Source organism: Stutzerimonas stutzeri (assembly GCF_024448715.1).
In the GTDB taxonomy this organism is placed as follows: Bacteria; Pseudomonadota; Gammaproteobacteria; order Pseudomonadales; family Pseudomonadaceae; genus Stutzerimonas; species Stutzerimonas stutzeri_AR.
In genome coordinates this window covers 504,405-526,365 of the sequence record NZ_JAMOHZ010000001.1, presented here as the reverse complement: position 1 = coordinate 526,365, position 21,961 = coordinate 504,405, and the positions used below count along the sequence as shown (strand labels likewise).

Annotated in this window: 22 protein-coding genes and 1 pseudogene; 19 read left to right on the top strand and 4 right to left on the bottom strand. The window is 60.6% G+C overall.

Annotated elements, in window-relative coordinates:
* The first annotated feature begins 135 nt into the window (after positions 1-135).
* On the top strand, positions 136-1,368 hold the full coding sequence (gene sstT / locus NAV33_RS02265; RefSeq protein ID WP_255976476.1) for a serine/threonine transporter SstT: 1,233 nt from the start codon (positions 136-138) through the stop codon (positions 1,366-1,368).
* Positions 1,369-1,533: 165 nt separating this feature from the next.
* Here sstT and fabB read toward each other — a convergent pair whose 3' ends face one another.
* On the bottom strand, positions 1,534-2,751 hold the full coding sequence (fabB, locus tag NAV33_RS02260; RefSeq protein WP_255976473.1) for a beta-ketoacyl-ACP synthase I: 1,218 nt from the start codon (positions 2,749-2,751) through the stop codon (positions 1,534-1,536).
* 11 nt (positions 2,752-2,762) lie between these two features.
* On the bottom strand, positions 2,763-3,278 hold the full coding sequence (gene fabA / locus NAV33_RS02255; RefSeq protein WP_045161538.1) for a 3-hydroxyacyl-[acyl-carrier-protein] dehydratase FabA: 516 nt from the start codon (positions 3,276-3,278) through the stop codon (positions 2,763-2,765).
* A 413-nt stretch (positions 3,279-3,691) separates the two neighbouring features.
* On the opposite strand from fabA, the gene NAV33_RS02250 reads away from it, so the two are divergent.
* The 9 genes and pseudogenes from NAV33_RS02250 (at position 3,692) to NAV33_RS02210 (ending at position 10,062) form a co-directional block, all read left to right on the top strand.
* Complete coding sequence (locus NAV33_RS02250; protein ID WP_255976471.1) at positions 3,692-4,714, top strand: NAD(P)H-dependent glycerol-3-phosphate dehydrogenase; 1,023 nt, start codon at positions 3,692-3,694, stop codon at positions 4,712-4,714.
* A gap of 19 nt (positions 4,715-4,733) precedes the next feature.
* Complete coding sequence (locus NAV33_RS02245) at positions 4,734-5,072, top strand: DUF4389 domain-containing protein (protein WP_255976469.1); 339 nt, start codon at positions 4,734-4,736, stop codon at positions 5,070-5,072.
* Positions 5,069-5,527 carry a phosphohistidine phosphatase SixA gene (sixA, locus tag NAV33_RS02240; protein ID WP_255976467.1) on the top strand — a complete coding sequence of 153 codons (459 nt, stop codon included), beginning with the start codon at positions 5,069-5,071 and terminating at the stop codon, positions 5,525-5,527. The genes NAV33_RS02245 and sixA overlap by 4 nt, the downstream gene beginning before the upstream one ends.
* A 76-nt stretch (positions 5,528-5,603) precedes the next feature.
* On the top strand, positions 5,604-6,047 hold the full coding sequence (locus NAV33_RS02235) for a hotdog fold thioesterase (protein WP_255976465.1): 444 nt from the start codon (positions 5,604-5,606) through the stop codon (positions 6,045-6,047).
* Between the two features lie 117 nt (positions 6,048-6,164).
* Positions 6,165-6,971, top strand: a complete 807-nt coding sequence (locus tag NAV33_RS02230) for an alpha/beta fold hydrolase (RefSeq protein ID WP_255976463.1) — start codon at positions 6,165-6,167, stop codon at positions 6,969-6,971.
* Positions 6,968-7,825: an alpha/beta hydrolase gene (locus NAV33_RS02225; RefSeq protein WP_255976460.1), complete on the top strand. Its 858-nt coding sequence runs from the start codon at positions 6,968-6,970 to the stop codon at positions 7,823-7,825. The genes NAV33_RS02230 and NAV33_RS02225 overlap by 4 nt, the downstream gene beginning before the upstream one ends.
* A 106-nt stretch (positions 7,826-7,931) precedes the next feature.
* Positions 7,932-8,030 (top strand): annotated as a pseudogene (locus NAV33_RS02220) (glutathione S-transferase); the annotation flags it as partial.
* Between the two features lie 71 nt (positions 8,031-8,101).
* Positions 8,102-8,905, top strand: a complete 804-nt coding sequence (locus tag NAV33_RS02215; protein WP_255976458.1) for a DUF4892 domain-containing protein — start codon at positions 8,102-8,104, stop codon at positions 8,903-8,905.
* Between the two features lie 80 nt (positions 8,906-8,985).
* Positions 8,986-10,062 carry an AI-2E family transporter gene (locus NAV33_RS02210; RefSeq protein ID WP_255976456.1) on the top strand — a complete coding sequence of 359 codons (1,077 nt, stop codon included), beginning with the start codon at positions 8,986-8,988 and terminating at the stop codon, positions 10,060-10,062.
* A gap of 25 nt (positions 10,063-10,087) precedes the next feature.
* Here NAV33_RS02210 and NAV33_RS02205 read toward each other — a convergent pair whose 3' ends face one another.
* Positions 10,088-11,077 carry a patatin-like phospholipase family protein gene (locus NAV33_RS02205; RefSeq protein ID WP_255976454.1) on the bottom strand — a complete coding sequence of 330 codons (990 nt, stop codon included), beginning with the start codon at positions 11,075-11,077 and terminating at the stop codon, positions 10,088-10,090.
* A gap of 194 nt (positions 11,078-11,271) precedes the next feature.
* On the opposite strand from NAV33_RS02205, the gene selD reads away from it, so the two are divergent.
* From selD to NAV33_RS02165, 8 genes are all read left to right on the top strand, one after another.
* Complete coding sequence (selD, locus tag NAV33_RS02200; RefSeq protein ID WP_255976452.1) at positions 11,272-12,306, top strand: selenide, water dikinase SelD; 1,035 nt, start codon at positions 11,272-11,274, stop codon at positions 12,304-12,306.
* Positions 12,306-13,412 (top strand): tRNA 2-selenouridine(34) synthase MnmH, encoded by a 1,107-nt coding sequence (gene mnmH, locus NAV33_RS02195; RefSeq protein WP_255976450.1) that lies wholly within the window; start codon positions 12,306-12,308, stop codon positions 13,410-13,412. The genes selD and mnmH overlap by 1 nt, the downstream gene beginning before the upstream one ends.
* A gap of 28 nt (positions 13,413-13,440) precedes the next feature.
* Positions 13,441-13,719 (top strand): hypothetical protein, encoded by a 279-nt coding sequence (locus NAV33_RS02190; protein ID WP_255976448.1) that lies wholly within the window; start codon positions 13,441-13,443, stop codon positions 13,717-13,719.
* An 89-nt stretch (positions 13,720-13,808) separates the two neighbouring features.
* Positions 13,809-14,411: a flavin reductase family protein gene (locus tag NAV33_RS02185; protein WP_255976432.1), complete on the top strand. Its 603-nt coding sequence runs from the start codon at positions 13,809-13,811 to the stop codon at positions 14,409-14,411.
* 194 nt (positions 14,412-14,605) lie between these two features.
* Positions 14,606-15,523, top strand: a complete 918-nt coding sequence (locus NAV33_RS02180; RefSeq protein WP_255976430.1) for an AAA family ATPase — start codon at positions 14,606-14,608, stop codon at positions 15,521-15,523.
* A gap of 33 nt (positions 15,524-15,556) precedes the next feature.
* The gene (locus NAV33_RS02175) at positions 15,557-16,519 is read left to right on the top strand and encodes a DUF58 domain-containing protein (protein ID WP_255976428.1); all 963 of its coding nucleotides are present in this window, start codon (positions 15,557-15,559) and stop codon (positions 16,517-16,519) included.
* Positions 16,516-18,537: a transglutaminase TgpA family protein gene (locus NAV33_RS02170; RefSeq protein WP_255976426.1), complete on the top strand. Its 2,022-nt coding sequence runs from the start codon at positions 16,516-16,518 to the stop codon at positions 18,535-18,537. Before NAV33_RS02175 ends, NAV33_RS02170 begins: the two co-directional genes overlap by 4 nt.
* A gap of 98 nt (positions 18,538-18,635) precedes the next feature.
* A complete protein-coding gene (locus NAV33_RS02165; RefSeq protein ID WP_255976424.1) occupies positions 18,636-19,433 on the top strand; it encodes an acyl-CoA thioesterase in 798 nt (265 codons plus the stop codon).
* Positions 19,434-19,557: 124 nt separating this feature from the next.
* Here NAV33_RS02165 and NAV33_RS02160 read toward each other — a convergent pair whose 3' ends face one another.
* Positions 19,558-20,370, bottom strand: a complete 813-nt coding sequence (locus NAV33_RS02160) for a TatD family hydrolase (RefSeq protein ID WP_255976422.1) — start codon at positions 20,368-20,370, stop codon at positions 19,558-19,560.
* A gap of 176 nt (positions 20,371-20,546) precedes the next feature.
* Here NAV33_RS02160 and NAV33_RS02155 point away from each other — a divergent pair, with 176 nt between their 5' ends.
* Positions 20,547-21,956, top strand: a complete 1,410-nt coding sequence (locus tag NAV33_RS02155) for a transglycosylase SLT domain-containing protein (RefSeq protein ID WP_255976419.1) — start codon at positions 20,547-20,549, stop codon at positions 21,954-21,956.
* Positions 21,957-21,961: the final 5 nt, after the last annotated feature.

The following is a 21,961-nucleotide window of genomic DNA, read 5'->3' as shown; positions in this document are numbered from 1 at the left end:
CTGTTCGTGTCGCAAAGCTGGGCATATCGGACCTAGATGCGTACCATTCGGCGTTTTTAGTCGGGCTACGCTGTGCCGCTCACGAAGCGGCCTGGCGTAGCTTCCGGCCTAGCCTCCCACGCCGAGACTCCAGTCATGTCCAACCTTTCAAGCCGTTTTTTCAGCGCCTATAACCGCGTCAGCTTGGTAGCGCAGATCATTGTAGGGCTCGTTGCCGGCTGCGTGTTGGCATGGGTATCGCCTCAGGCGGCAGCTTCGGTAAGCTTGCTGGGCGATCTGTTCGTATCCGGGCTGAAGGCGGTCGCGCCGGTGCTGGTGTTCGTATTGGTGACAGCATCGCTTGCCAACCATAAGCGCGGGCAACCGACGCACATCCGCCCGATCCTGCTCCTCTACGCGCTTGGCACCGTAAGCGCCGCTGCGGTGGCGGTGATAGCCAGCGCACTGTTTCCTACGAGCCTCACATTAATCAGCCAGGCGAACGACGTCGTGCCTCCGTCGGGGGTTGGTGCCGTCTTGAGAACGCTGTTGTTTAGTGTGGTGGACAACCCGGTGCATGCGCTTATTGAGGGTAACTTCATTGGCATTCTGGCATGGGCCATCGGCCTTGGATTCGCGTTTCGCCATGCTCGTGAAAGTACGCGTGATCTGATCGTCGATATATCAGATGGTGTGACGCTAATCGTCAGAGTGGTGATTCGTTTCGCGCCGCTGGGCATATTCGGATTGGTATCCGGAACGCTCGCCAAGTCCGGTTTCTCAGCACTGGCCAGCTATCTTCAATTGCTGCTGGTGTTGGTCGGCAGCATGCTGTTCATGGCGCTGGTGGTGAATCCGTTGATCGTGTTCTGCCAGATCCGCAAGAATCCATATCCGTTGGTTTTTACCTGTCTGCGCGAAAGCGGCATCACAGCATTCTTCACCCGCAGCTCGGCGGCGAACATACCGGTCAACATGCAGCTGTGTGAGCGACTCGGGTTACACAAAGACACCTACTCGGTGTCTATTCCGCTGGGTGCGACCATTAACATGGGCGGGGCGGCCATCACCATCACGGTACTGACCCTGGCGGCGACAAATACGTTGGGCATCGTGGTGGACATTCCCACCGCGATCCTGCTCAGCCTGCTCGCCGCCATCTGCGCCTGCGGTGCATCCGGTGTGGCAGGTGGCTCGCTGTTATTGATTCCGCTGGCTTGTAGCCTGTTTGGTATTTCCAATGACCTTGCGATGCAGGTGGTGGCCGTCGGGTTCATCATCGGCGTGGTGCAGGATTCGGCCGAAACCGCTCTGAACTCTTCCACCGACGCGCTATTCACCGCGGCATCGTGCATCGCTCATGGCGACAGCGCCGAGGTATTGAGCTGATCGATCGCGGCTCGTGACCTTGCCAGCGTCCGGCAGGCGCAGGGTGGGTTGCGGCCCACCAAAAGGAGGGGTGCCAGTGCGCCGGCGGGTTTCACACATACGTTTCTGAACAAACAACAACGGCGCCATGAGGCGCCGTTGTTTTTACTCTTCAGCTGTTGACGATCAGCCTTTCCAGCGCTTGAGTACCAGCGTGGCGTTGGTGCCGCCGAAACCGAAGCTGTTGCTCATGATCGTATCGATCTTTGCGTTCTCGCGGGTTTCGCGAACGATCGGCAGGTCAGCGACTTCTGGGTCCAGCTCGTCGATGTTGGCCGATCCAGCGATGAAGTTGCCCTGCATCATCAGCATGCAGTAGATCGCTTCGTGAACGCCTGCTGCGCCCAGTGAATGTCCGGACAGGCTCTTGGTTGAGCTGATGGTCGGGATTTTGTCGCCGAACATGTTGCGTACGGCCTTGCTTTCAGCAACGTCACCCACCGGGGTGGAGGTCCCGTGGGTGTTGAGGTAATCGATGTCGCCTTCGACAGTCGCCATCGCCTGCTGCATGCAGCGCAGCGCACCTTCACCGCTCGGTGCAACCATGTCGTAGCCGTCGGAAGTGGCGCCGTAGCCGACGATTTCCGCATAGATCTTGGCGCCGCGCTTGAGGGCATGTTCCAGCTCTTCGACAACTACCATGCCGCCACCGCCGGCGATGACGAAACCGTCGCGCTTGGCGTCGTAGGCGCGGGAGGCCTTTTCAGGCATCTCGTTGTACTGGCTGGACAGAGCACCCATGGCGTCGAACAGGCAGCTCTGGCTCCAATGCTCTTCTTCGCCGCCGCCGGCGAAGACGACGTCCTGCTTGCCCATCTGAATTTGTTCCATCGCATGGCCGATGCAATGCGCGCTGGTGGCGCATGCCGAGGCGATGGAATAGTTGATGCCCTTGATGCGGAACGGCGTGGCCAGACAGGCGGAAACCGTGCTGCTCATGGTGCGCGGCACGCGGTATGGGCCGATACGCTTGACGCCCTTGTCGCGCAGAATGTCGATGGCTTCCATCTGATTGATGGTCGAAGCACCACCGGAACCGGCGATCAGGCCGATGCGCGGATTGGAGATGTCTTCGGCGCTAAGGCCCGAATCTTCCAGCGCCTGTTGCATCGCCAGATAGGCATAAGCTGCAGCATCGCCCATGAAACGCAGGACCTTGCGGTCGATCAGCTCCTCGAGGTTCAGATTGACTGATCCCGAAACCTGGCTGCGCAGACCCATGTCCGCATAGGCCTGGTTGAAGCGGATGCCAGGGCGACTGGCGCGCAGGTTGGCGGAGACGGTGTCTTTGTCATTGCCGAGGCAGGAAACGATACCCAGGCCGGTGATCACGACGCGACGCATGCGGAAGTCCTTCAAAAGCTATCGGTAGAGGTAAACAGGCCGACGCGCAAACCTTCGGCACTGTAGATCTCGCGACCATCTACGCTGACGGTACCGTCGGCTATGCCGAGGATCAGCGAGCGACTGATGGTGCGCTTGATATGAATGTTATAGGTGACCTTCTTGGCGGTCGGCAGGACCTGGCCGAAGAACTTCACTTCGCCAGAACCCAGCGCACGACCACGGCCGGGATTGCCCTGCCATCCAAGGTAAAAGCCGACCAGCTGCCACATGGCATCGAGGCCCAGGCAGCCAGGCATGACCGGGTCGCCTTCGAAATGGCAGGCAAAGAACCAGAGATCAGGATTGATATCCAGCTCGGCGACCAATTCGCCCTTGCCGTATTTGCCGCCCACTTCGCTGATATGAACGATGCGATCGACCATCAGCATGTTCGGCGCGGGCAGTTGCGCATTACCGGGCCCGAAAAGCTCGCCGCGGCTGCAGCGAAGCAGATCTTCCCGAGTAAAGGCCTGTTGTTTGGTCATGCGTATTCCTCAATGGCCCCGTTGTGGAGGGCTTGCTGCTTTCATCCGACCCGAGAGTCCGATCATAAAGACTAGTCATAGACTGCCGCCTTGCGCCTAAAGTCACAGGTGCAAGGCATGGATACCTCGTTTCAACCACCCCACTGGGAGACCATGGTGGAAACGGCCCGATACTTTAACACTCCTGACCTTTGACAACGACCTTGTGACGCTCTGTCCCTTATAGACCGTGGGCAGCGTCCGCAGTGATGCCGTAATGCAGAAGGACAGACGAAAGGAAATCTCGCGGACTAGAGGCTCTGCTGGAAACTGTAACCTGATGATTCCATTAGCGGTTGCTTTACGCTAGCTGTGTCTGAATCGCTACGTATAATGCCGAACATTGCCACCGGGTGGCTCAAAACGGATACCCCATGACTGAACAGCAACCCATTGCGGTGCTTGGTGGCGGCAGCTTCGGCACCGCCATTGCGAATCTGCTGGCCGAGAACGGTCACGGCGTCCGGCTGTGGATGCGCGATCCGGATCAGGCCGAGAGCATTCGTACCCACCGTCAGAATCCGCGCTATTTGAAGGGCGTGACATTGCTTCCTCAAGTGGAACCGGTCACGGACCTCGAACAGACACTGAGCGACTGTGAGCTGGTTTTCGTGGCGTTGCCATCCAGTGCGCTGCGCCAAGCGCTATCGCCTTTCGCTGCTCAGTTGGCGGGCAAGATGCTGGTTAGTACAACCAAGGGCATCGAGGCGCAGGGTTTCATGCTGATGAGCCAGATCCTGGAAGATATCGCGCCACACGCCCGCATCGGCGTGATTTCCGGTCCCAATCTCGCACGCGAAGTTGCGGAGCATGCGCTTACCGCGACGGTGATCGCCAGCCATGATGAGGCGCTTTGCCGGTCCGTGCAGCAGGTGCTGCACGGACGAACCTTTCGTGTTTATGCCAGCGCCGACCGTTTTGGGGTCGAACTCGGCGGCGCGCTGAAAAACGTCTATGCAATCATGGCCGGCATGGCCGCTGCCCTGGGTATGGGTGAGAACACCCGCAGCATGCTGATTACCCGTGCCCTTGCCGAGATGACACGCTTTGCGGTCAAGTTGGGAGCTAACCCAATGACATTTCTGGGGTTGGCTGGTGTGGGTGATCTGATCGTCACCTGCACTTCTTCGAAAAGCCGCAACTTCCAGGTCGGCTATGCGCTGGGTGAAGGGCTGAGTCTCGATGAAGCCGTGTCCCGCCTGGGAGAGGTGGCCGAAGGGGTCAACACCATCAAGGTATTGAAAACTAAGGCGGAAGAGCTGCAGGTCTACATGCCACTGGTCGCTGGGCTGCATGCCATTCTGTTCGAGGGGCGTACGCTGGAACAGGTAATCGCGCTCCTGATGCGCGGCGAGCCGAAAACCGACGTGGATTTCATTTCCACCGACGGCTTCTGAGAACGATACGGAGATAACAATGAGCACATTACAAAGCGGCGCGGATCGCGAATCGCTGATTCTGCGCGCCATCTGGATGCTGGTTTTCTTTTTCGTCTGGCAATTGGCCGAGCTGGTGCTGCTGGTGGTCGTGGTTGCGCAGCTGGTGCTGCGCGCAGTGAACGGCAAGGCCAACGAAAGCCTGCAGGGCCTGGGTGACAGCCTCAGCCAGTATGTGGCGCAGATCGGCCGTTTCGGCACCTTTAACACTGATCGCAAACCCTGGCCAATGTCCGACTGGCCCAAGCCGCGTCCGGCGGATATCGAAACAGCTCCTCCGGTCACGCCTGCACCGCCGAAGCAGGAGCCGCAGGTATGAAGTTGTGGCTGCTGCGTCACGGTGAGGCTGAGCCCAGGGCTCGTACCGATGCCGAGCGCAACCTGACCGCGACCGGGCGGCTCGAAGTGCAAAACAGTGCCGCACATCTGCATGGTCAGCCGATAGAGGTCATTCTGGTCAGCCCTTATCGGCGTGCGCAGCAGACCGCTGAGATCGTTCGTCAGGCGCTTGGCTTCACCGGGACCGTAGAAACCGTACCCTGGCTGACGCCGGAATCCGATCCAAACGATGCGATGCTCTATCTCGACCGCCGCGATGAGCAGAGCCTGCTACTCGTAACTCATCAGCCTTTCGTCGGTGCGCTGGGTGGTTGGCTGGTCCATGGTCACCGCGACACGCCGCTGCCGATGGCGACTGCCAGCCTGGCCGAACTGGACGGTGAACATCTGGCCGCGGGTCTGATGCAGCTCGCCGGGCTGCGGCATCCACGTTGAGCTGCGACTTGCCTTGCCGGTTCAATAAGAGCGCAGCAGCGTTGCGCGGAAATAAAAATAATACGGAGAGCGACACTTGAGCATTTGGCACCATCAACCGGAACTCGAACAACTCAACGCCAGGCGCGAGAACACTATCGTCGAGCTTCTCGATATCCGTTTCGAGGCCGTCGATGACGATTCCCTTACCGCCAGCATGGTAGTCGATTCACGCACCCACCAGCCCTATGGCTTGCTGCATGGCGGCGCTTCGGTGGTGCTGGCCGAAACCGTTGGCTCTACGGCCAGCTATCAATGCATCGATCCGAGCCGGTATTACTGTGTTGGCCTTGAGGTGAACGCCAATCATATTCGCGCGCTGCGTAGCGGTCGTGTGACTGCGGTCTGCCGTCCGGTGCACCTGGGGCGCTCCACCCACGTCTGGGATATCCGCCTGAGCGGCGATGATGGCAAGCTCAGCTGCATTTCCCGGCTAACCGTAGCAGTCGTGCCTGTGGGCGAGAGCATCCCGCGACCCTGAGGGGCGCCGAAGGCGTCTTGTTTGGCATGACTGCCGTTCATTCTGCCGCTCCGGCCGATTGCCGCGAGGGGAAGGGGACCAGACAATGGTTGCCTTTCCTCCTGTCGCATCGAGCCCATGACGCAACGCATTTTTTTCGCCCATGCCAACGGCTTTCCCTGCGGTACTTATCGCAAGCTGTTCGATTTACTGGCGCCCGACTACAGCGTTACTCATCTGGACCAGCACGGCCACGATCCACGGTTTCCGGTGGATGACAACTGGCAAAACCTGGTGCAGGAGCTGATCGAGCAGCTTGTGACGGTAAAAGAGCCGATCTGGGGTGTCGGACATTCGCTGGGCGGCATGCTGCATTATCACGCGGCCTTGCAGAGGCCCGAGCTTTATCGCGGCGTGGTCATGCTCGATTCACCGATGCCGACCTGGTTCGACCAGACGCTTATCTGGGCAGCCAAGCGCTTTGGCTTTATCGATCGTCTGACACCCGCTGGTCGCACGCTCGGACGCCGCGAGGAGTTCGCTTGTGTGGACGAGGCGCGGCAATATTTCGCCAGTCGGACGCTGTTCCGCGCGTTCGATCCCGATTGCCTGGATGCTTACGTCGAGCACGGACTGGAGCCGACCGCCAAGGGGCTGCGTCTGCGCTTCGACCCGGAAACCGAAATCCGCATCTACCGCAGCGTGCCGCACGTCACGCCCGGCTGGCCGCATGCGTTGAAGATTCCGCTTGCGGTAGTACGTGGACGCCAAAGCCGGGTAGTGATGCCCCATCATGCTTATCTGCTGCGACTGGTTGCGCACGGTGAAGCGCATACGTTGCCCGGCGGTCATATGTTTCCGCTCGAACATCCGGGGAATACCGCGATGCTGCTCAGACAATTGTTCGGTCGCTGGAGCGAACTGGATCAACGAGGTGCTGCATGACCGTCGCGTTCGAGGAGATCCGCCTGAGCCTGCCGCATATCGAAGTTGCGGCGCATCTCTATGGCCCCGAGGATGGTTTGCCGGTGATCGCCCTGCACGGTTGGCTGGACAACGCCGCGACGTTCTCACGCTTGGCGCCGCTACTCGATGGCGTCCGCATCGTCGCGCTGGATCTGCCGGGGCACGGTCACTCCGATCATCGACCCGTCGGCGCTGCCTACAATATCTGGGACTACGCCCATGATGTGCTGCAGACGGCCGAACAGTTTGGTTGGCAGCGATTCTCCCTGCTGGGCCATTCGATGGGCGCGATCGTTTCCGTGCTGCTGGCGGGTGCCATGCCCGAGCGAGTCGAGCGCCTGGCGCTGATCGATGGGGTGATTCCTTATACCGGCGAAGCCGAAACCGCACCGCAAAAGCTCGGTGAGTCGTTACAGGCACTGCTCGCCGTTGATGACAAGCGCAAGCCGGTCTATGAAAGATTCGAGCAAGCCGTCGCGGCACGCATGAAGGGCGTCGGTGCGGTCAGCCATGAGGCGGCCGAATTGCTTGCTCAGCGTGGTCTGATGCCGGTTCCCGGCGGTTATACCTGGCGCACCGATGCGCGGCTGATGCTGCCGTCACCGATGCGCTTGAGCCGCGCACATGCGCTGTCGTTCGTACAGCGGGTGGCGTGCCCCGCGAGCCTAGTGCTGGCGGAGCAGGGCCTGATGACCCAGTCGGCGATGCTGGAGCTATCCGAGGCCTCGCCGTTCACGCTGCACAGGCTGCCGGGCGGGCATCATTTGCATCTGGATGATCTGCGGGGGGCCGAAGCGGTGGCGGCTGTTTTCAATCCCTTCTTTGCGGCTTAGCCAGGGAGTGACGCGGTTACGCAAGAATCTGTCGCAAACCCTCGCTTGACTTGCTTTTGCCAACTGGTGAGGCTGGGCTATCGCCTCAGCAGGGAACAACATCGCAATGATCGATCTTTACACCGCCGTCACGCCCAACGGTTACAGGATCTCGGTCGTGCTCGAGGAACTCGGCCAACCCTGTCGGATGCAGCTGCTCAGCTTCGTGCAGCGCTGGGTCGACAGTCGCACGCAGGTACAGACTGCTCAGTCGATGCTGACCCGGTGAGGTCTTGTATGCGAGATGTATGGATAGCCGGGCTGACTATGCTCGCGAGCGCAGCGAGTGCCGCTGATTTGCCAGGCAGCAGGGATTTCGATTCGATTGCGCGATACCCACAGGCGCAGATAGTCGCCTTCAAGAAACAACAGGTGCTGGAACGGACTTATCCGCTGGATTCGATCCGTCGCATCAGTGGTCGCCTGAGGATGAGTGCCCAAGTCAGCGCGTCCGGCCAGCTGACTGCCGTCACCTATCAGTTACCGGAGGTGCATACGGGTATCGAAGCATTCGAGCGGTCGCGCAACCAACTGCTGGAGGATGGGGCCGAATTGCTGTTCTGGTGCGAAGGGCGCGATTGCGGATCGAGCAGTCTGTGGGCCAACGCAGTGTTCCAGCGATCCACGCTCTACGGCCCTGATGCGCGGCAGGCTTATCTGCTGGCGCGATTGCCCGGCGATTCCGATCGCCTTATGGCGCTCTATGGCATCACGCGTGGCAATGGCCGGCCCTACTTGCAGGTGGAGCAGTTCGAACCGGACGAACCACTCGGCGTCATCCTGCCGAATCCGGCTACCCTGTTGCGTCAGTTGAAGCGCACCGGCGAACTTTGGCTGCAGCGATTGCCGGAAGAGCCAACGGCCGAGTGGGGTGCCTTGCTGGCGAACGTGCTGCGGCTCGACAGCACCATGCGGGTAATGCTGGAAGGTAAAGGTGCTGCGGCTTGGCATGAAGCGCTGATCCATGAGCGGATCAAGGCGCGGCGTCTGGACCCGAAGGTTTCCGATGAGGATGGCCTGCGTATCAGGCTATTGCGCTGAGGGTGCGTTTCAGTCTGCAATAGAACTCCAGCCTGGTGCGCTTTGCTCAAGGCGCACCGCGTTTTTCGATGGGTATTCTGATGCTTAACAATGATCGTCTGCTGGTGCAGATTCTGCTCCTGGTGCTGCTCGGTGCCTGTGTGTGGGTACTGGCTCCATTTGCCTCCGCGTTGTTCTGGGCGGCGGTACTGGCGTTCGCCAGTTGGCCGATCATGCGCTGGCTGACACGCTTGCTGAAGGGGAATTCGACACTCGCCGCGACGCTGCTGACGTTTGGCTGGATGGTGTTGGTGGCTGTGCCGTTGGTATGGCTGGGGTTCAACGTTGCCGACCAGATTCGCGAGGTCAACGCACTGCTGCATAACATTCAGGTGCAGGGCCTGCCAGAGCCACCTGCTTGGCTGGGTGAGGTGCCGTTGGTTGGCGACAGATTGCTGGCCTTCTGGAACACCGTTGATGAACAGGGCACGGCGTTCTTCGCCACCGTGCGTCCGTATATCGGGCAGGTCGGCAACTGGTTGCTGGTGCGCAGCGCCCGTATCGGTAGTGGAATGCTGGAACTGGCACTGAGCTTGGTGCTGGTATTCTTCTTCTATCGTGACGGGCCGAAACTCGCAGCCTTCGTCCACAGTCTGCTGCATCGGCTGATTGGCGATCGCGCAGACCATTACCTGGAGTTGGTTGCGGGTACCGTGCAACGTGTCGTCAACGGCGTTATTGGTACGGCTGCTGCCCAGGCGATTCTGGCGTATGCCGGTTTCACCATAGCCGGTGTACCGGGTGCGCTGATTCTTGGCCTGCTGACGTTTGCGTTCAGCTTTTTGATGGTCCCGCCGCTGATCTGGGGGCCGGCGGTCGCATGGCTCGTCTGGCAAGGCCAATACGGAATGGCAGTGTTTCTCGGCATCTGGGGCATGTTCATCATCAGCGGTGTGGACAACGTGCTGAAACCTTATCTGATCAGTCGCGGCGGCAACCTGCCGCTGGTGGTGGTGTTGCTAGGTGTGTTCGGTGGCGTATTGGCGTTCGGTTTTATGGGTCTGTTTCTCGGCCCGACGCTGCTGGCGGTCGCCTACAGCTTGCTGGGTGACTGGCTGATCAAGGAAGTGCCAAACGCCGCGACACCGGAGAACTTGCCGGGCAGTCGATTCGACTGACACTCTCGATGGGAGCAGCAGCCTGTTAGTGCCGCTGTTCTTCCTCGTACCTGTCGAGCGCATCGCTCGCGATGATCTGCCCCAGCTTGATCAACTCAGGCGCTTTGTAGAACTCGTAGAAACGGCAGGCGCGCTTGGGGATGTTGATCAGCACGTTCGGCGGATAACCGGCGATCTTGTATTGCGTCAACGAAGACTGCATCACTTCGAAGCTCTGGTTGATCAGCTCCAGCAGCGAAGCTGGCCCACCAACATCCACCACCATCGAACCTTCTGCCGACTTCGGTGCGCTCTGTCCTGTTGAAGCTGCCTGTGGCTGACCGTCTGCGGTCGCTTCGCCGGTCTGAAGCGCGGCGACCTGCTCATCCAGACTGTCGTGCCGCCAGAACGGAATATGCGAGCTGATCGAGCTGACCATGGCATCGAAACGGCCTGGGCGAATGATCTCCGGCAAAGGATATTGTCGATGGTTATTCGCGTTGAGGTTGACCGCGATGATGATATCGCTGTGGCTGGAAACGACCGGCACAATCGGCAGGGGATTCAATATCCCGCCGTCGACCAGCATGCGGTTGCCTTGCATGACGGGCGTGAACAGGCTCGGAATGGCGGCAGAGGCGCGCATCGCCAGCTCCAGATTGCCTTCCTGAAACCATATTTCCTGCTGATTGGTCAGGTCCGCGGCGACTGCGGTAAAGGGGATCGGCAGATCTTCGATATTGATCGAGCCAAGCATTTCGCGGATACGCCCGAAAATTTTCTCGCCACGAATGGCGCCGAGACTGAAGCTCGGGTCGACCAGGCGCAGCATGTCGAAATAGTCCAGACTTTCGATCCAATCGCGATACTCGCCCAGCTTGCCAGCCGCATAGATACCGCCGACCACCGCGCCCATCGAACAGCCTGCGATGCAATTGATTTCGTAACCTCGAGCGGTGAGTTCTTCGATAACGCCAATGTGCGCATAACCCCGCGCGCCTCCCGAACCCAGTACCAGCGCGACCTTGTTGCCCATGTGATTCTCCCTATGGCAGGAGCGATAGCTTCAAGCTTCAACGCGCAAGCTTCAAGTAGAAGCCAAGGGCAGAGAACCGTATGGCAACGAAAAGTGGCAACGAAAGCTCATCAATGCCGCGGCGGAGCAATGCCGGCTCCAGCCTTTGCTACAATCGGCGCCCGTTTTTGCCAGCGTCACGAGAGCCTTTCCAGATGAGCGAACCCATCCGCCTCACTCAGTACAGCCATGGCGCCGGTTGCGGCTGCAAGATTTCGCCCAAGGTCCTGGATGTGATCCTCGCCGGCAGCGGCGCGCAGAACCTCGACCCGCGATTGTGGGTCGGTAATGCGTCGCGCGACGACGCTGCCGTTTATGGCATTGATGAAGAGCGCGGCGTGGTGTCGACCACCGATTTCTTCATGCCCATCGTCGACGATCCGTTCGATTTCGGTCGGATCGCCGCAACCAATGCGATCAGCGATATTTACGCGATGGGCGGCGATCCGCTGATGGCCATCGCCATTCTCGGCTGGCCGGTGAATGTGCTGCCGCCTGAGGTGGCCCGAGAAGTCATCGCTGGTGGCCGTTCGGTATGCGACGCAGCGGGCATCCCACTCGCGGGCGGGCATTCGATCGACGCGCCCGAGCCGATTTTTGGCCTGGCGGTGACCGGCCTAGTCAATAAGAGCCAGATGAAGCGCAACGACACGGCAACGGTCGGCTGCAAGCTCTACCTGACCAAGCCGCTGGGCATCGGCATTTTCACCACAGCCGAGAAGAAGGCCAAGCTGCGCCCCGAGGACGTTGGTCGAGCCCGTGATTGGATGTGCACCTTGAATACGCCCGGCAGCCGCTTCGGCAAGCTTGCAGCCGTGCGCGCCATGACTGATGTCACCGGTTTTGGCTTGCTCGGGCATCTGGTAGAGATGGCCGATGGCAGCGGCGTTACCGCGCGTATCGACTATGCCCGTGTACCGCGTCTGGAAGGCGTCGAGTATTACCTGGAGCAGGGCTGCGTACCGGGCGGTACCGGGCGTAACTTCGACAGCTACGGTGAGCGCATTGGGACGCTGGACGAGGCCCACAAGCAATTGCTCTGCGATCCGCAGACCAGTGGCGGGCTGTTGGTCGCAGTGGCACCGGAAGGCGAGGCTGAATTTCTCAAGGTCGCGACCGAACTCGGCCTGACACTCGAACCTATCGGCGAGTTGGTCGAAGCCGGTCCCTTTGCTGTCGAGGTTCGTTGATGCGCGGCGATACCGATAACTTCCGCGAGTTGTTTCTCAACGATGTACCAATGATGGATGCGCGAGCACCGGTGGAATTTGCCAAGGGCGCGTTTCCCGGCGTGATCAACCTGCCACTGATGGACGATCTCGAGCGGCAGAAGGTCGGCACCTGCTACAAACAGCACGGCCAGCAGGCGGCGATCGAACTGGGTCATCGACTGGTCAGCGGCCAGCTCAAGGCCGAGCGCATCCAGGCCTGGGCCGATTTCGCGCGGAACAATCCCCAGGGCTATCTCTATTGTTTTCGCGGCGGTCTGCGTTCACAGCTGGTTCAGCAGTGGCTCAAGACCGAGGCGGGCATCGACTACCCGCGTGTCACGGGCGGCTACAAGGCGATGCGCCACTTTCTGCTGGAAACCATCGAGCACGCGGCGGCGAATTATGACTTCGTGCTGGTCGGCGGCATGACCGGCACTGGCAAGACCGAAGTGCTTGCGCGCCTGGACGACAGCGTCGATCTGGAAGGTATCGCCAATCATCGCGGCTCAAGCTTCGGCAAGCGTGCCACGCCGCAACCGGTGCAGATTGATTTCGAGAACGCGCTGGCGATTCGCCTGCTAAAGATGCAAGAGGCGGGCGTCGGTCAATTCGTCCTTGAGGATGAAGCGCGGCTGGTGGGCCGTTGTTCCATACCGCTGCCGCTGTTCCAAGGGATGCAGCAGTATCCGCTAGTTTGGTTGGAGGACAGCTTCGAAGGGCGCGTCGATCGAATCCTCAAAGATTACGTAATTGACCTCTGTGCCGAGTTCGTCACGGAGCAGGGCGAGGCGGGATTTGCCGCGTTCAGCGAGCGTTTGCAGCAAAGTCTGGTCAATATCAGCAAGCGGCTCGGAGGCGAGTGCTACAAGCAGTTGGCCGCGATCATGGACCAGGCGCTTACCGAGCAGGCCAATACGGGTGCGGTCGATCTGCACCGCGGCTGGATCGAGGTGTTGCTGAGGCAATACTACGACCCGATGTATGCCTACCAGCGGGAGAGCAAGGCGTCCCGAATCGAATTCGCTGGCGAGCAAGATGCTGTAGTCGAATTTCTCCGCGAGCGTATTGCAGGTAGTCAAAACTGAGCAGGTCTCAAAAATTGAGGATGTGTCGATGAAAAATTTGATCTGTTTATCTCTGTTGGCGTTGGCCCTGACCGGTTGCGCCGCGAAAACCGCTTATCGCGACAACTGTGCGTCCCAGCTGAACGCTGCTTGGGAAGAGCAGAGTCTGGCAGAAGCGGAAGGCTTTGCCGGCACCGTGAGCTATTCCAAAGCAATCGCCTTGCTTACCGGCGCTAAAACCCAGCAACAATTCGAGGGTTATCAAGGCTGCGTGGAAAAGGCCAAGAAGGCCCGCTTCTATCTGCGCGAATCGCGCGCGGGGCGCTGACAGCGCGGCGCTGAGTGGCAGCCGCTTCGGTTGCCACGTCCCATCCGTCGGTTCTGGCCAATTGCAGGCCGACTCCGCAGAGAACCCTTATGCAACTCGACTTCTCCACCTTGGCGCCGGTCGAGGCCTATCGTTGGCTGGCGTCCACCGTTACACCGCGACCGATTGCCTGGGTCTCGACATGCTCGGCATCGGGCATCAGCAATCTTGCACCGTTCAGTTTTTTCCAAGTAATCAGTAGCGAGCCTCCGACGTTGCTTATCAACGTCGGCCTCAAGGATGGGCTGCCCAAGGACACCGCCCGCAATGCGCTCGATACCGGTGAGCTGGTCGTTCAGCTCGTCAGCGCTGAGCAGGCCGAGGCGATGAATGCGTCCGCCGCCGCACTGCCCCACGGTCTTAGCGAATTCGAGCACTGTGGTATCGCCAGCGAACCGGCCCGTCTCGTGAACGTGCAGCGGGTGGCTGGCGCGCCGGTCGCCTTTGAATGCCGCGTCGCGCAGATCCTGCCGTATCCGGCTGAGGCGCCCAACTGCCAGCTGATCTTCGCCGAAGTGCTGCTGGCGCATATCGATGACCGCGTGCTCGACGAGCGCGGACGTATCGATTCGGCCAGGCTCGATCTGGTCGGGAGACTTGGCGGCGCGACTTACAGCTATACTCGCGAGCGTTTCGATATGCAGCGGCCGTAGTCGCGCAGCCGCGCTTGATTGCCTGCAGGTTACCGACGCGCCCATAGCTCGCGCTCGGGCGGTTGGCGATACGCGGCATCCCCACCGGAGCAAGGACCAAGCGCCGGGTCACAACTTCGTCACCGCAGATTTCCATCGCTTTGCCTGAGCTTGCCGGGTCAGTAGGATCGACGGAACAAACAAAGGAGAGTTGCATGCGTGCGCGATTGGACGTCTGTCTCAGAGCGGTGAACGAAGTCCTGCTCGGCAAGCAATCACAGGTTCGATTGGCCATGGCCTGCCTGCTGGCGAGGGGGCATCTGCTGGTCGAGGATTTGCCTGGCATGGGCAAGACCACCCTCAGCCATGCGCTAGCCAGGGTGATGGGATTGGAATTCCAGCGTATCCAGTTCACCTCGGACCTGTTGCCGGGCGATATCCTCGGTACCTCAGTGTTCGACAAGGACAGCGGCCAGTTCGTCTTCCATCCAGGACCGATCTTTGCCGAGCTGATCCTCGCGGACGAAATCAACCGGGCGACGCCGAAAAGCCAGAGCGCACTGCTCGAAGCGATGGAAGAGGGACAGGTCACCATCGAGGGCGCGACCCGGCCCTTGCCTGATCCATTCTTCGTCGTCGCCACGCAGAACCCTGTCAGCTCCGGCGGGACCTTCGCGCTCCCCGAATCGCAACTGGATCGTTTCCTGATGCGCCTGTCTTTGGGCTATCCAGCGAAGGCAGCGGAGAAAGCGCTGCTGCTCGGCGACTCGCGCCGCGATCTCCTGGCGCGCCTGGAACCCATGCTCGTTCATGCCGAACTGGTGGAGATTCAGAATGCGGTGGCGCAGGTGCGGGTCAGTGATGCGTTGGTCGACTACGTGCTGCGATTGGTCGAGGCCACCCGCACGCAGCCACAGTTCGCTTGGGGGCTTTCGCCTCGTGGTAGTTTGGCGCTGTTAGCGGCGGCACGGGCGTGGGCTTTTCTCGACGGTCGCGACTATGTGATTCCGGAAGATGTTCAGGCCGTGCTGCCGTCGGTGGTCGGGCATCGCCTTCGGGAGCAGGCGGACGCCACTGGCCATGGTGGCGGCGCGTTGGTGCAATGGCTGCTGCGCGAAGTGCCGGCGCTCTGACGCCGTATCGCGAGAATCGCCGAGAGGACGAGCATGCGACTGCTACCACGAGTACGTGATCGCTGGTTGTTGAAGCGTATTCCGCCCGGGCCGAATGTGCGGCTCGATCAGCGGCGCATATTTATCATGCCGACTGCGGTGGGCATGTCGTTTCTGCTGGCCCTGCTGCTGATGCTGCTTGCCGCGATCAATTACCAGAACAGTCTCGCCTATGCGCTGACGTTCCTGCTCGGCTCGGTATTCGTGGTTGCGATTCTGCATACCTGGCGGAATCTAGCGGGCTTGGTTCTACAGGCAGGCGGAGCGGAGGCTGTCTTCCTAGGTGAGCAGGCGCGTCTGCGGGTCAGGCTGGAAAGTCGTGGCCGTCTCTATCAGGCTGTCGCGTTGGGCTGGCCCAGGAGCGGCCTGCAACTGATCGATGTACCAGCGAGCGGAACCTGTGAGGTCGAGCTGAGCCTGCTGAGCGAGCGCCGCGGCTGGCTGAAGCCGGGGCGGATACGTGTCGAAAGTCGTTTTCCACTGGGAATTCTCGTGGCTTGGAGTTGGGTCGATCTGCAACTGGCTGCGCTGGTCTATCCGCGTCCATCAGCAGGCGATTTACCACAAGCCGGCGGGCTGACCGAAGAAGAGAGCGAGGGGGCCCGCGCAATTGGGAGTGGCATCGATGATTATCAAGGCTTGAAACCATGGCAGCCTGGCGACTCGCGGCGTCGACTCAACTGGAAGGCATTTTCCCGAGGCCAAGGCTTGCTGGTGAAGGATTTCACCGCGTTGGCTGGCCAGGAGCCGCTACTTGATCTCGATGCCATCGACGGCGATATCGAAGCGCGGTTGTCGCTACTTTGTCACTGGGTCGTCGAATTATCTGCACGCCAGCAACCTTTCGCCTTGCGCATCGCGTCGACAACCATTGGCCCGGACGGCGGCGCCGATCACCGCAACCGTTGCTTGCGCGAATTGGCTTTGTTCGGTCTGGAGCGGGAGCGCGATCAGTGAACACTGCGCAGGCGATTCCGCGCAACGGGTTGGTCTGGCTGCTGGTAGCGCAAGTGCTGGTAATTCTTCCTCATCTCGGTCATCTGCCGTTATGGATCATCGGCCTCTGGCTCGCTTGTGCGACGTGGCGCGTACAAATCTTCCGCATGCGCGCCCGCTATCCAAAGGGCTGGGCGAAAGCCCTGATGATGATTGGTGCCGGGTTTGGCGTGTACTTTTCGCGTGGCAGCGTAATCGGACTCGACGCCGGGGTGGTGCTGCTGATTGCCGCGTTCATTCTCAAACTGGTGGAGATGCGTAGTCGCCGCGATGCACTGGTGCTGATCTTCCTTGGTTTTTTCGCCGTGGTGACCAGTTACCTGTTCTACGACAGCTTGCTGGCCGGGCTGTACAGCCTGTTGCCAATCACCGCGCTGCTGGCCGCGATGATCGGTCTGCAGCAGAATACCGTGGCCACGCAACCCTGGCCGACAATGCGGCTGGCGGGCTCGCTGTTGCTTCAGGCCGTGCCGCTTATGCTCGTGCTGTTCGTACTGTTCCCGCGGTTGGGTCCGCTCTGGTCCTTGCCGCAGCCACAGGATCGCGGTGTAACCGGGTTGGCCGACAGCATGTCGCCAGGTGATATCGCCGAACTGAGTCGCTCCGCCGAACTGGCGTTCAGGGTCAGCTTCGAAGGTCCGATCCCCGAGCGGGACCAGCTGTATTGGCGAGCGGTCACCTTCGAGCGCTTCGATGGCCGACGCTGGTCGCAATCATTCGCTTCACAAGCGCCGCAGGCGCCTGATTGGACTCCGCGAGGCGAGCCGGTGCGCTACAGCGTCGTAATGCAACCCAGTGGCCGGCCGTGGTTATATGCGCTGGACGTGCCGCAAGTGGATGCAGACAACGTACGGCTGATGGCCGATTTCCATCTGCAACGACAACGCCCAATTGACCAGCCATTACTTTACCGGGCAACTTCATGGACCGAATCGCTGCGCGAGCCTGAGGCCGTGCCCTCGATGCTTGAGCGCGCCTTGCAGCTTCCCGCTACGGGCAATCCGCGCAGCCGGACATGGGCCGCGGAGCTGCGCCGCAACCACCGAACTCCAGAGGCGACCGTGCAGGCGCTGCTGCGGCATTTCAATCAGCAGCCATACGGTTACACGCTGCGGCCACCATCGGTGGGTGCCGATATCGTCGATGGCTTTCTTTTCGATACGCTGAACGGTTTCTGTATTCACTACGCCGGGGCGATGACCTTTGTGCTGCGCGCGGCTGGCATACCCGCACGCGTCGTAGCCGGTTATCAGGGCGGAGAAATCAACCCTTCGGGTAACTATCTGTCGGTTCGTCAGCTTGATGCTCATGCCTGGGTTGAGTACTGGATCGCCGATCGTGGCTGGATCGCCGTGGATCCTACATTCCAGGTTGCACCGGAACGCATCGAGCTGGGGCTCGAAGAAGCGCTTGCCGACGAGCAGGGGTTTCTTGAGGACTCGCCACTTACGTTGCGACGCTACCGTGATATCGGCTGGCTGAACGAGCTGCGATTCGGCTGGGACAATCTCAACTACGGCTGGCAACGCTGGGTCCTCGGCTACCAGGGCGAGCGTCAGCTGGAAATTCTGAAGGGACTGTTCGGCAAGATCGATGAGCGCAAGCTCGGATTGCTGATGGTTGCCTTCGGGGCGCTGCTGATTTCGCTTCTGGCGCTGATGCTGCTGAAACCCTGGCGGCGCGAACGCGACCCTCAGCTGCGTCTGTTTCAGCGTTTCGAAGGGTTGCTGGCACGCCAGGGAATCGCGCGGCAAGCGGGCGAGGGCGCGCGCGATTTTGCCGAGCGGGCGGCGGGTTTGGCTCCGGCCGTTGCCGAGCCGATTCGTGATTTCGCTCGGCTCTACGAGATGACACGCTACGCTGGCCAACCGGCGAACATGGCGACGATGCGGGCTTCGCTAGCCAGACTGAAGCGCCAATTGCCGTGGCGCCCCGATATCCTCAGGCGTCGGCGCACGGATGAGCGCAGCGATCCATAGGTGCGCGCGATAGCGCCTTATCATCGAAGCCCAGATATGCGCGCCCATCAGCGAGCCGGCTATAAGATAGCTGCCGATAACAACGATCCGAGGTGGGCATGACCTTTTCCGAACTGATACACGCTGTGCGTGACAATCCACAGAACGTCGTCGTACCTGCCAGCTGGGGCCAAGGCCGAGCCGGTTTCGGCGGGGTCGTTGCAGCCCTGGTGTACGAAGCAATGCAGGCGCAGGTGCCGGAAGGCCGTCCGGTGCGCTCGCTGGCCATCACGTTCGTCGGTCCGCTGCTGGTCGATACGCCGGTCAGCTTCGAGGCCGAGGTACTGCGTGAGGGCAAGGCGGTCAGCCAGGTGCTCGGGCGTGCCGTGCAGAACGGCCAAGTGGTGACCGTCGTTCAGGGCAGTTTCGGCGCTGCTCGCGCTTCCGCCGTCGAGGTGGCAGCGGAGCCGGCGCCAGCGATGCCGCCGGTGGAAGATTGCCAGGAGTTGCCTTACGTGCCCGGCGTGGCGCCAGAATTTACCCGCTACCTGGCGATGCGTTGGGGCATCGGTGGGCTGCCGTTTAGCGGCAATACTTCGCGGGAGATGGGCGGCTGGGTGCGACAGCGCGGAGAGATCGAGCGCGAGCCGGTCACTGTCTCGCATCTACTGGCGCTGGTAGATGCATGGCCACCTGCGGTGCTGTCGCATCTGAAGGGCTTCGCGCCCGGCAGCTCGCTGACTTGGACCATTGAGTTCGTTCAGCCGACACCGCAGATCGACACCCATGAATGGTGTCAGTACCGTGCGGTGATCGAATATGCGCAGGATGGCTACGGCCATTGCGCAGCGGCGCTGTGGACGGCCAAGGGCGAGCTGGTGGCGTTGAGCCGTCAGACGGTAACGGTGTTCGGCTGACCGGACGAGGTTGGTTGGGGGCGTATCTGCGGATAGTCGACCGGTGCGCTGCTGTGTGTGCCGTGGTCGCTGGTGTTTGCCGGCCAGGGCCATAACCGGCGTGAGTGGTTGGCTTGGAGGCCTTTCAGTCTTGATCCAAGGGCGCGATACCGAAGAACTGCTGGGCACAGGCGGTGGTGCTGGCGGCCAGCTCGTCTTCGCTCATGCCGCGATGGCGGGCCACTTCCCGCAAGACTTCAGGGAGGAAGGCAGGTTCGTTCTGTCCGCCCTTGGGTTTGGGGCGCAGCGTGCGCGGCAACAGGTAAGGTGCATCGCTTTCGAGCATCAACCGCGTCACTGGAATCTCGCGTACCAAAGGGTGCAAGTGAGTACCGCGGCGCTCGTCGCAGATCCAGCCGGTAATGCCGATGTGCAGGTCGAGATCCAAATAGGCGTAGAGCGCATGTTTCTCGCCGGTAAAACAGTGCACCACTGCGGCGCTGAGTTGATCGCGGAATGGCCGGAGAATATCCACCAGACGTTGATCGGCGTCGCGCTCATGTAGAAATACCGGCAGGCCGGTTTCCACCGCCAGCTGCAGGTGCTCCTCCAATACGCGTTCTTGCTGCGCGCGAGGAGACAGGTCGCGATTGAAGTCCAGGCCGCACTCGCCGACCGCTCGCACTTCGGGTTCGGCGAGCAAGTCTTTCAGCTGCGTAGCGGTTTCCGACGTCCATTGGCTCGCGTCGTGGGGGTGAATACCGGCGGTGCAAAACAGCCGTTTCCGGCTTTCATCCAGGTCGCGGCAGAGTGCCGATGCCGCTTCGCTCTCGGCGAGATTGGTGCCAGTCAGCACCAGCTGCGTGACGCCGGCTGCATAGGCGCGATCCAGGACGGCACGCGGATCACGGGCGAAAGTCGGGTGGGTCAGATTGACACCGATGTCGACAAGCTGCATGAACTGCCTCGCTTATAAAATCAAATTATAACTATAAAAATCAGTTATTTAATGGATATGCCTAACGTTCGACGACAGCTTCGGCTGGCGGCGTCTTTCATGCTGTGAGAGTCTTCGCCCCTTTGCGGCAGAGTGACCGCGTTTCATCCTGTCCGATTCGAGCCGATAAGCCGAAGATGATCCGATTATTTCCCCTGCTTTTTTGCCTGCTGGCGCTCGCGTCCTGGCCCGCCGTCGCGCGCGTGATGGGTCCTCAAGCCTGGCAGTCGGCGGATACGGTACGCGATCTGGCGGAAATTCGCCGCAGTGGGGTTTTGCGCGTGCTGGTGAACCAGAGTCGCAACAGCTCCGGCGAGGTCAAGGGTGAAGCTATCGGCGTGGAATACGTCCGCCTGCGTGCGTTCGAACAGTTCCTTAATCGCGGCTCCAAGGGGCAACCGATCACGTTGGAAATGATTCCGAAGGCCAAGGACCAACTACTTGCCGCACTGCAAAGAGGCGAGGGCGATCTGGTCGCGCCCGGCGAGTTGCTGGACCTGGGAACGATGCGCCGGGTGAGCCGCAGCCGAGCTGTCGTCGATGATGTTCCGATGGTTCTGGTGACTCGCCAGGGCAGTCCACACTACAAGCGCTTCGAGCAGCTGTCGGGGCGCGGCTTGGCGTTGTCGGCCGGCAGTGCTGCCGGGACTGCCCTGGAAGGAATCAATCGTGAGCTGATGCAAGCCGGGCGCGCACCGATCGCCGTGGAATGGGTCGACCCGACGCTCGCCGTGGAAGATGTGCTGGAAATGGTGCAGGCCGGTATCTACCCGGCCACTGTCGTCGAGCAAACAATCGCTGAACGCTGGGCGAAAGTGTTGCCAAAATTGCGCATCGAGCCGCAGCTGGCGCTGGGTAAGCGTGCCGACATGCATTGGTTCGTTCGAAAAGAGGCGAGCATGTTGCGCGCAAGTGCCGATCGTTTTCTCAAGAGTTACAACGTGCCGGATAACCAGGACGCAGCATTCGTTCGGGTCTATCGGCGTCTTTATCGAGTGCAGTATCCACTCGATCGGGTCGGGCGACAGCGCTTGGAAAAGGTGCGTTCGACGCTGCAACGGCATGCCCAGCAGCAGGATATCGACTGGCTCAATCTAGCGGCGTTGGCATTCAAGGAGTCGACCCTGAACCCGGCCGCCCGCGGCGCTTCTGGGGCCACCGGACTGATGCAGATGACACCTGCCGCAGCCCGCAGCATGGGGGTCAGCAATATCGGCAAACTGGACAATAACGTGTTGGCCAGCGCGAAATATCTGGCCAGTATTCGCCGCAAATTCTTCGCCAGTGCCAGGCTCAATGAGCGCGAGCGCATGGCGTTCATCCTGGCCGCCTACAACATGGGGCCGCAACGGGTGCAAAGCATGCGTGCCGAGGCCAGGCGCCGTGGTCTCAACCCTGATCAATGGTTCTTCCAGGTCGAGCGTATCGCCATGGAGACCATGGGGATGGGCGTGGTCAGCTACGTCAATGCGGTGAACAAGTATTATCTGGCCTACACGCGGGAGCGTTATCTGCTCGAAGGCGGGCCGCAAAGCGCGTCCAACTGAGCGTC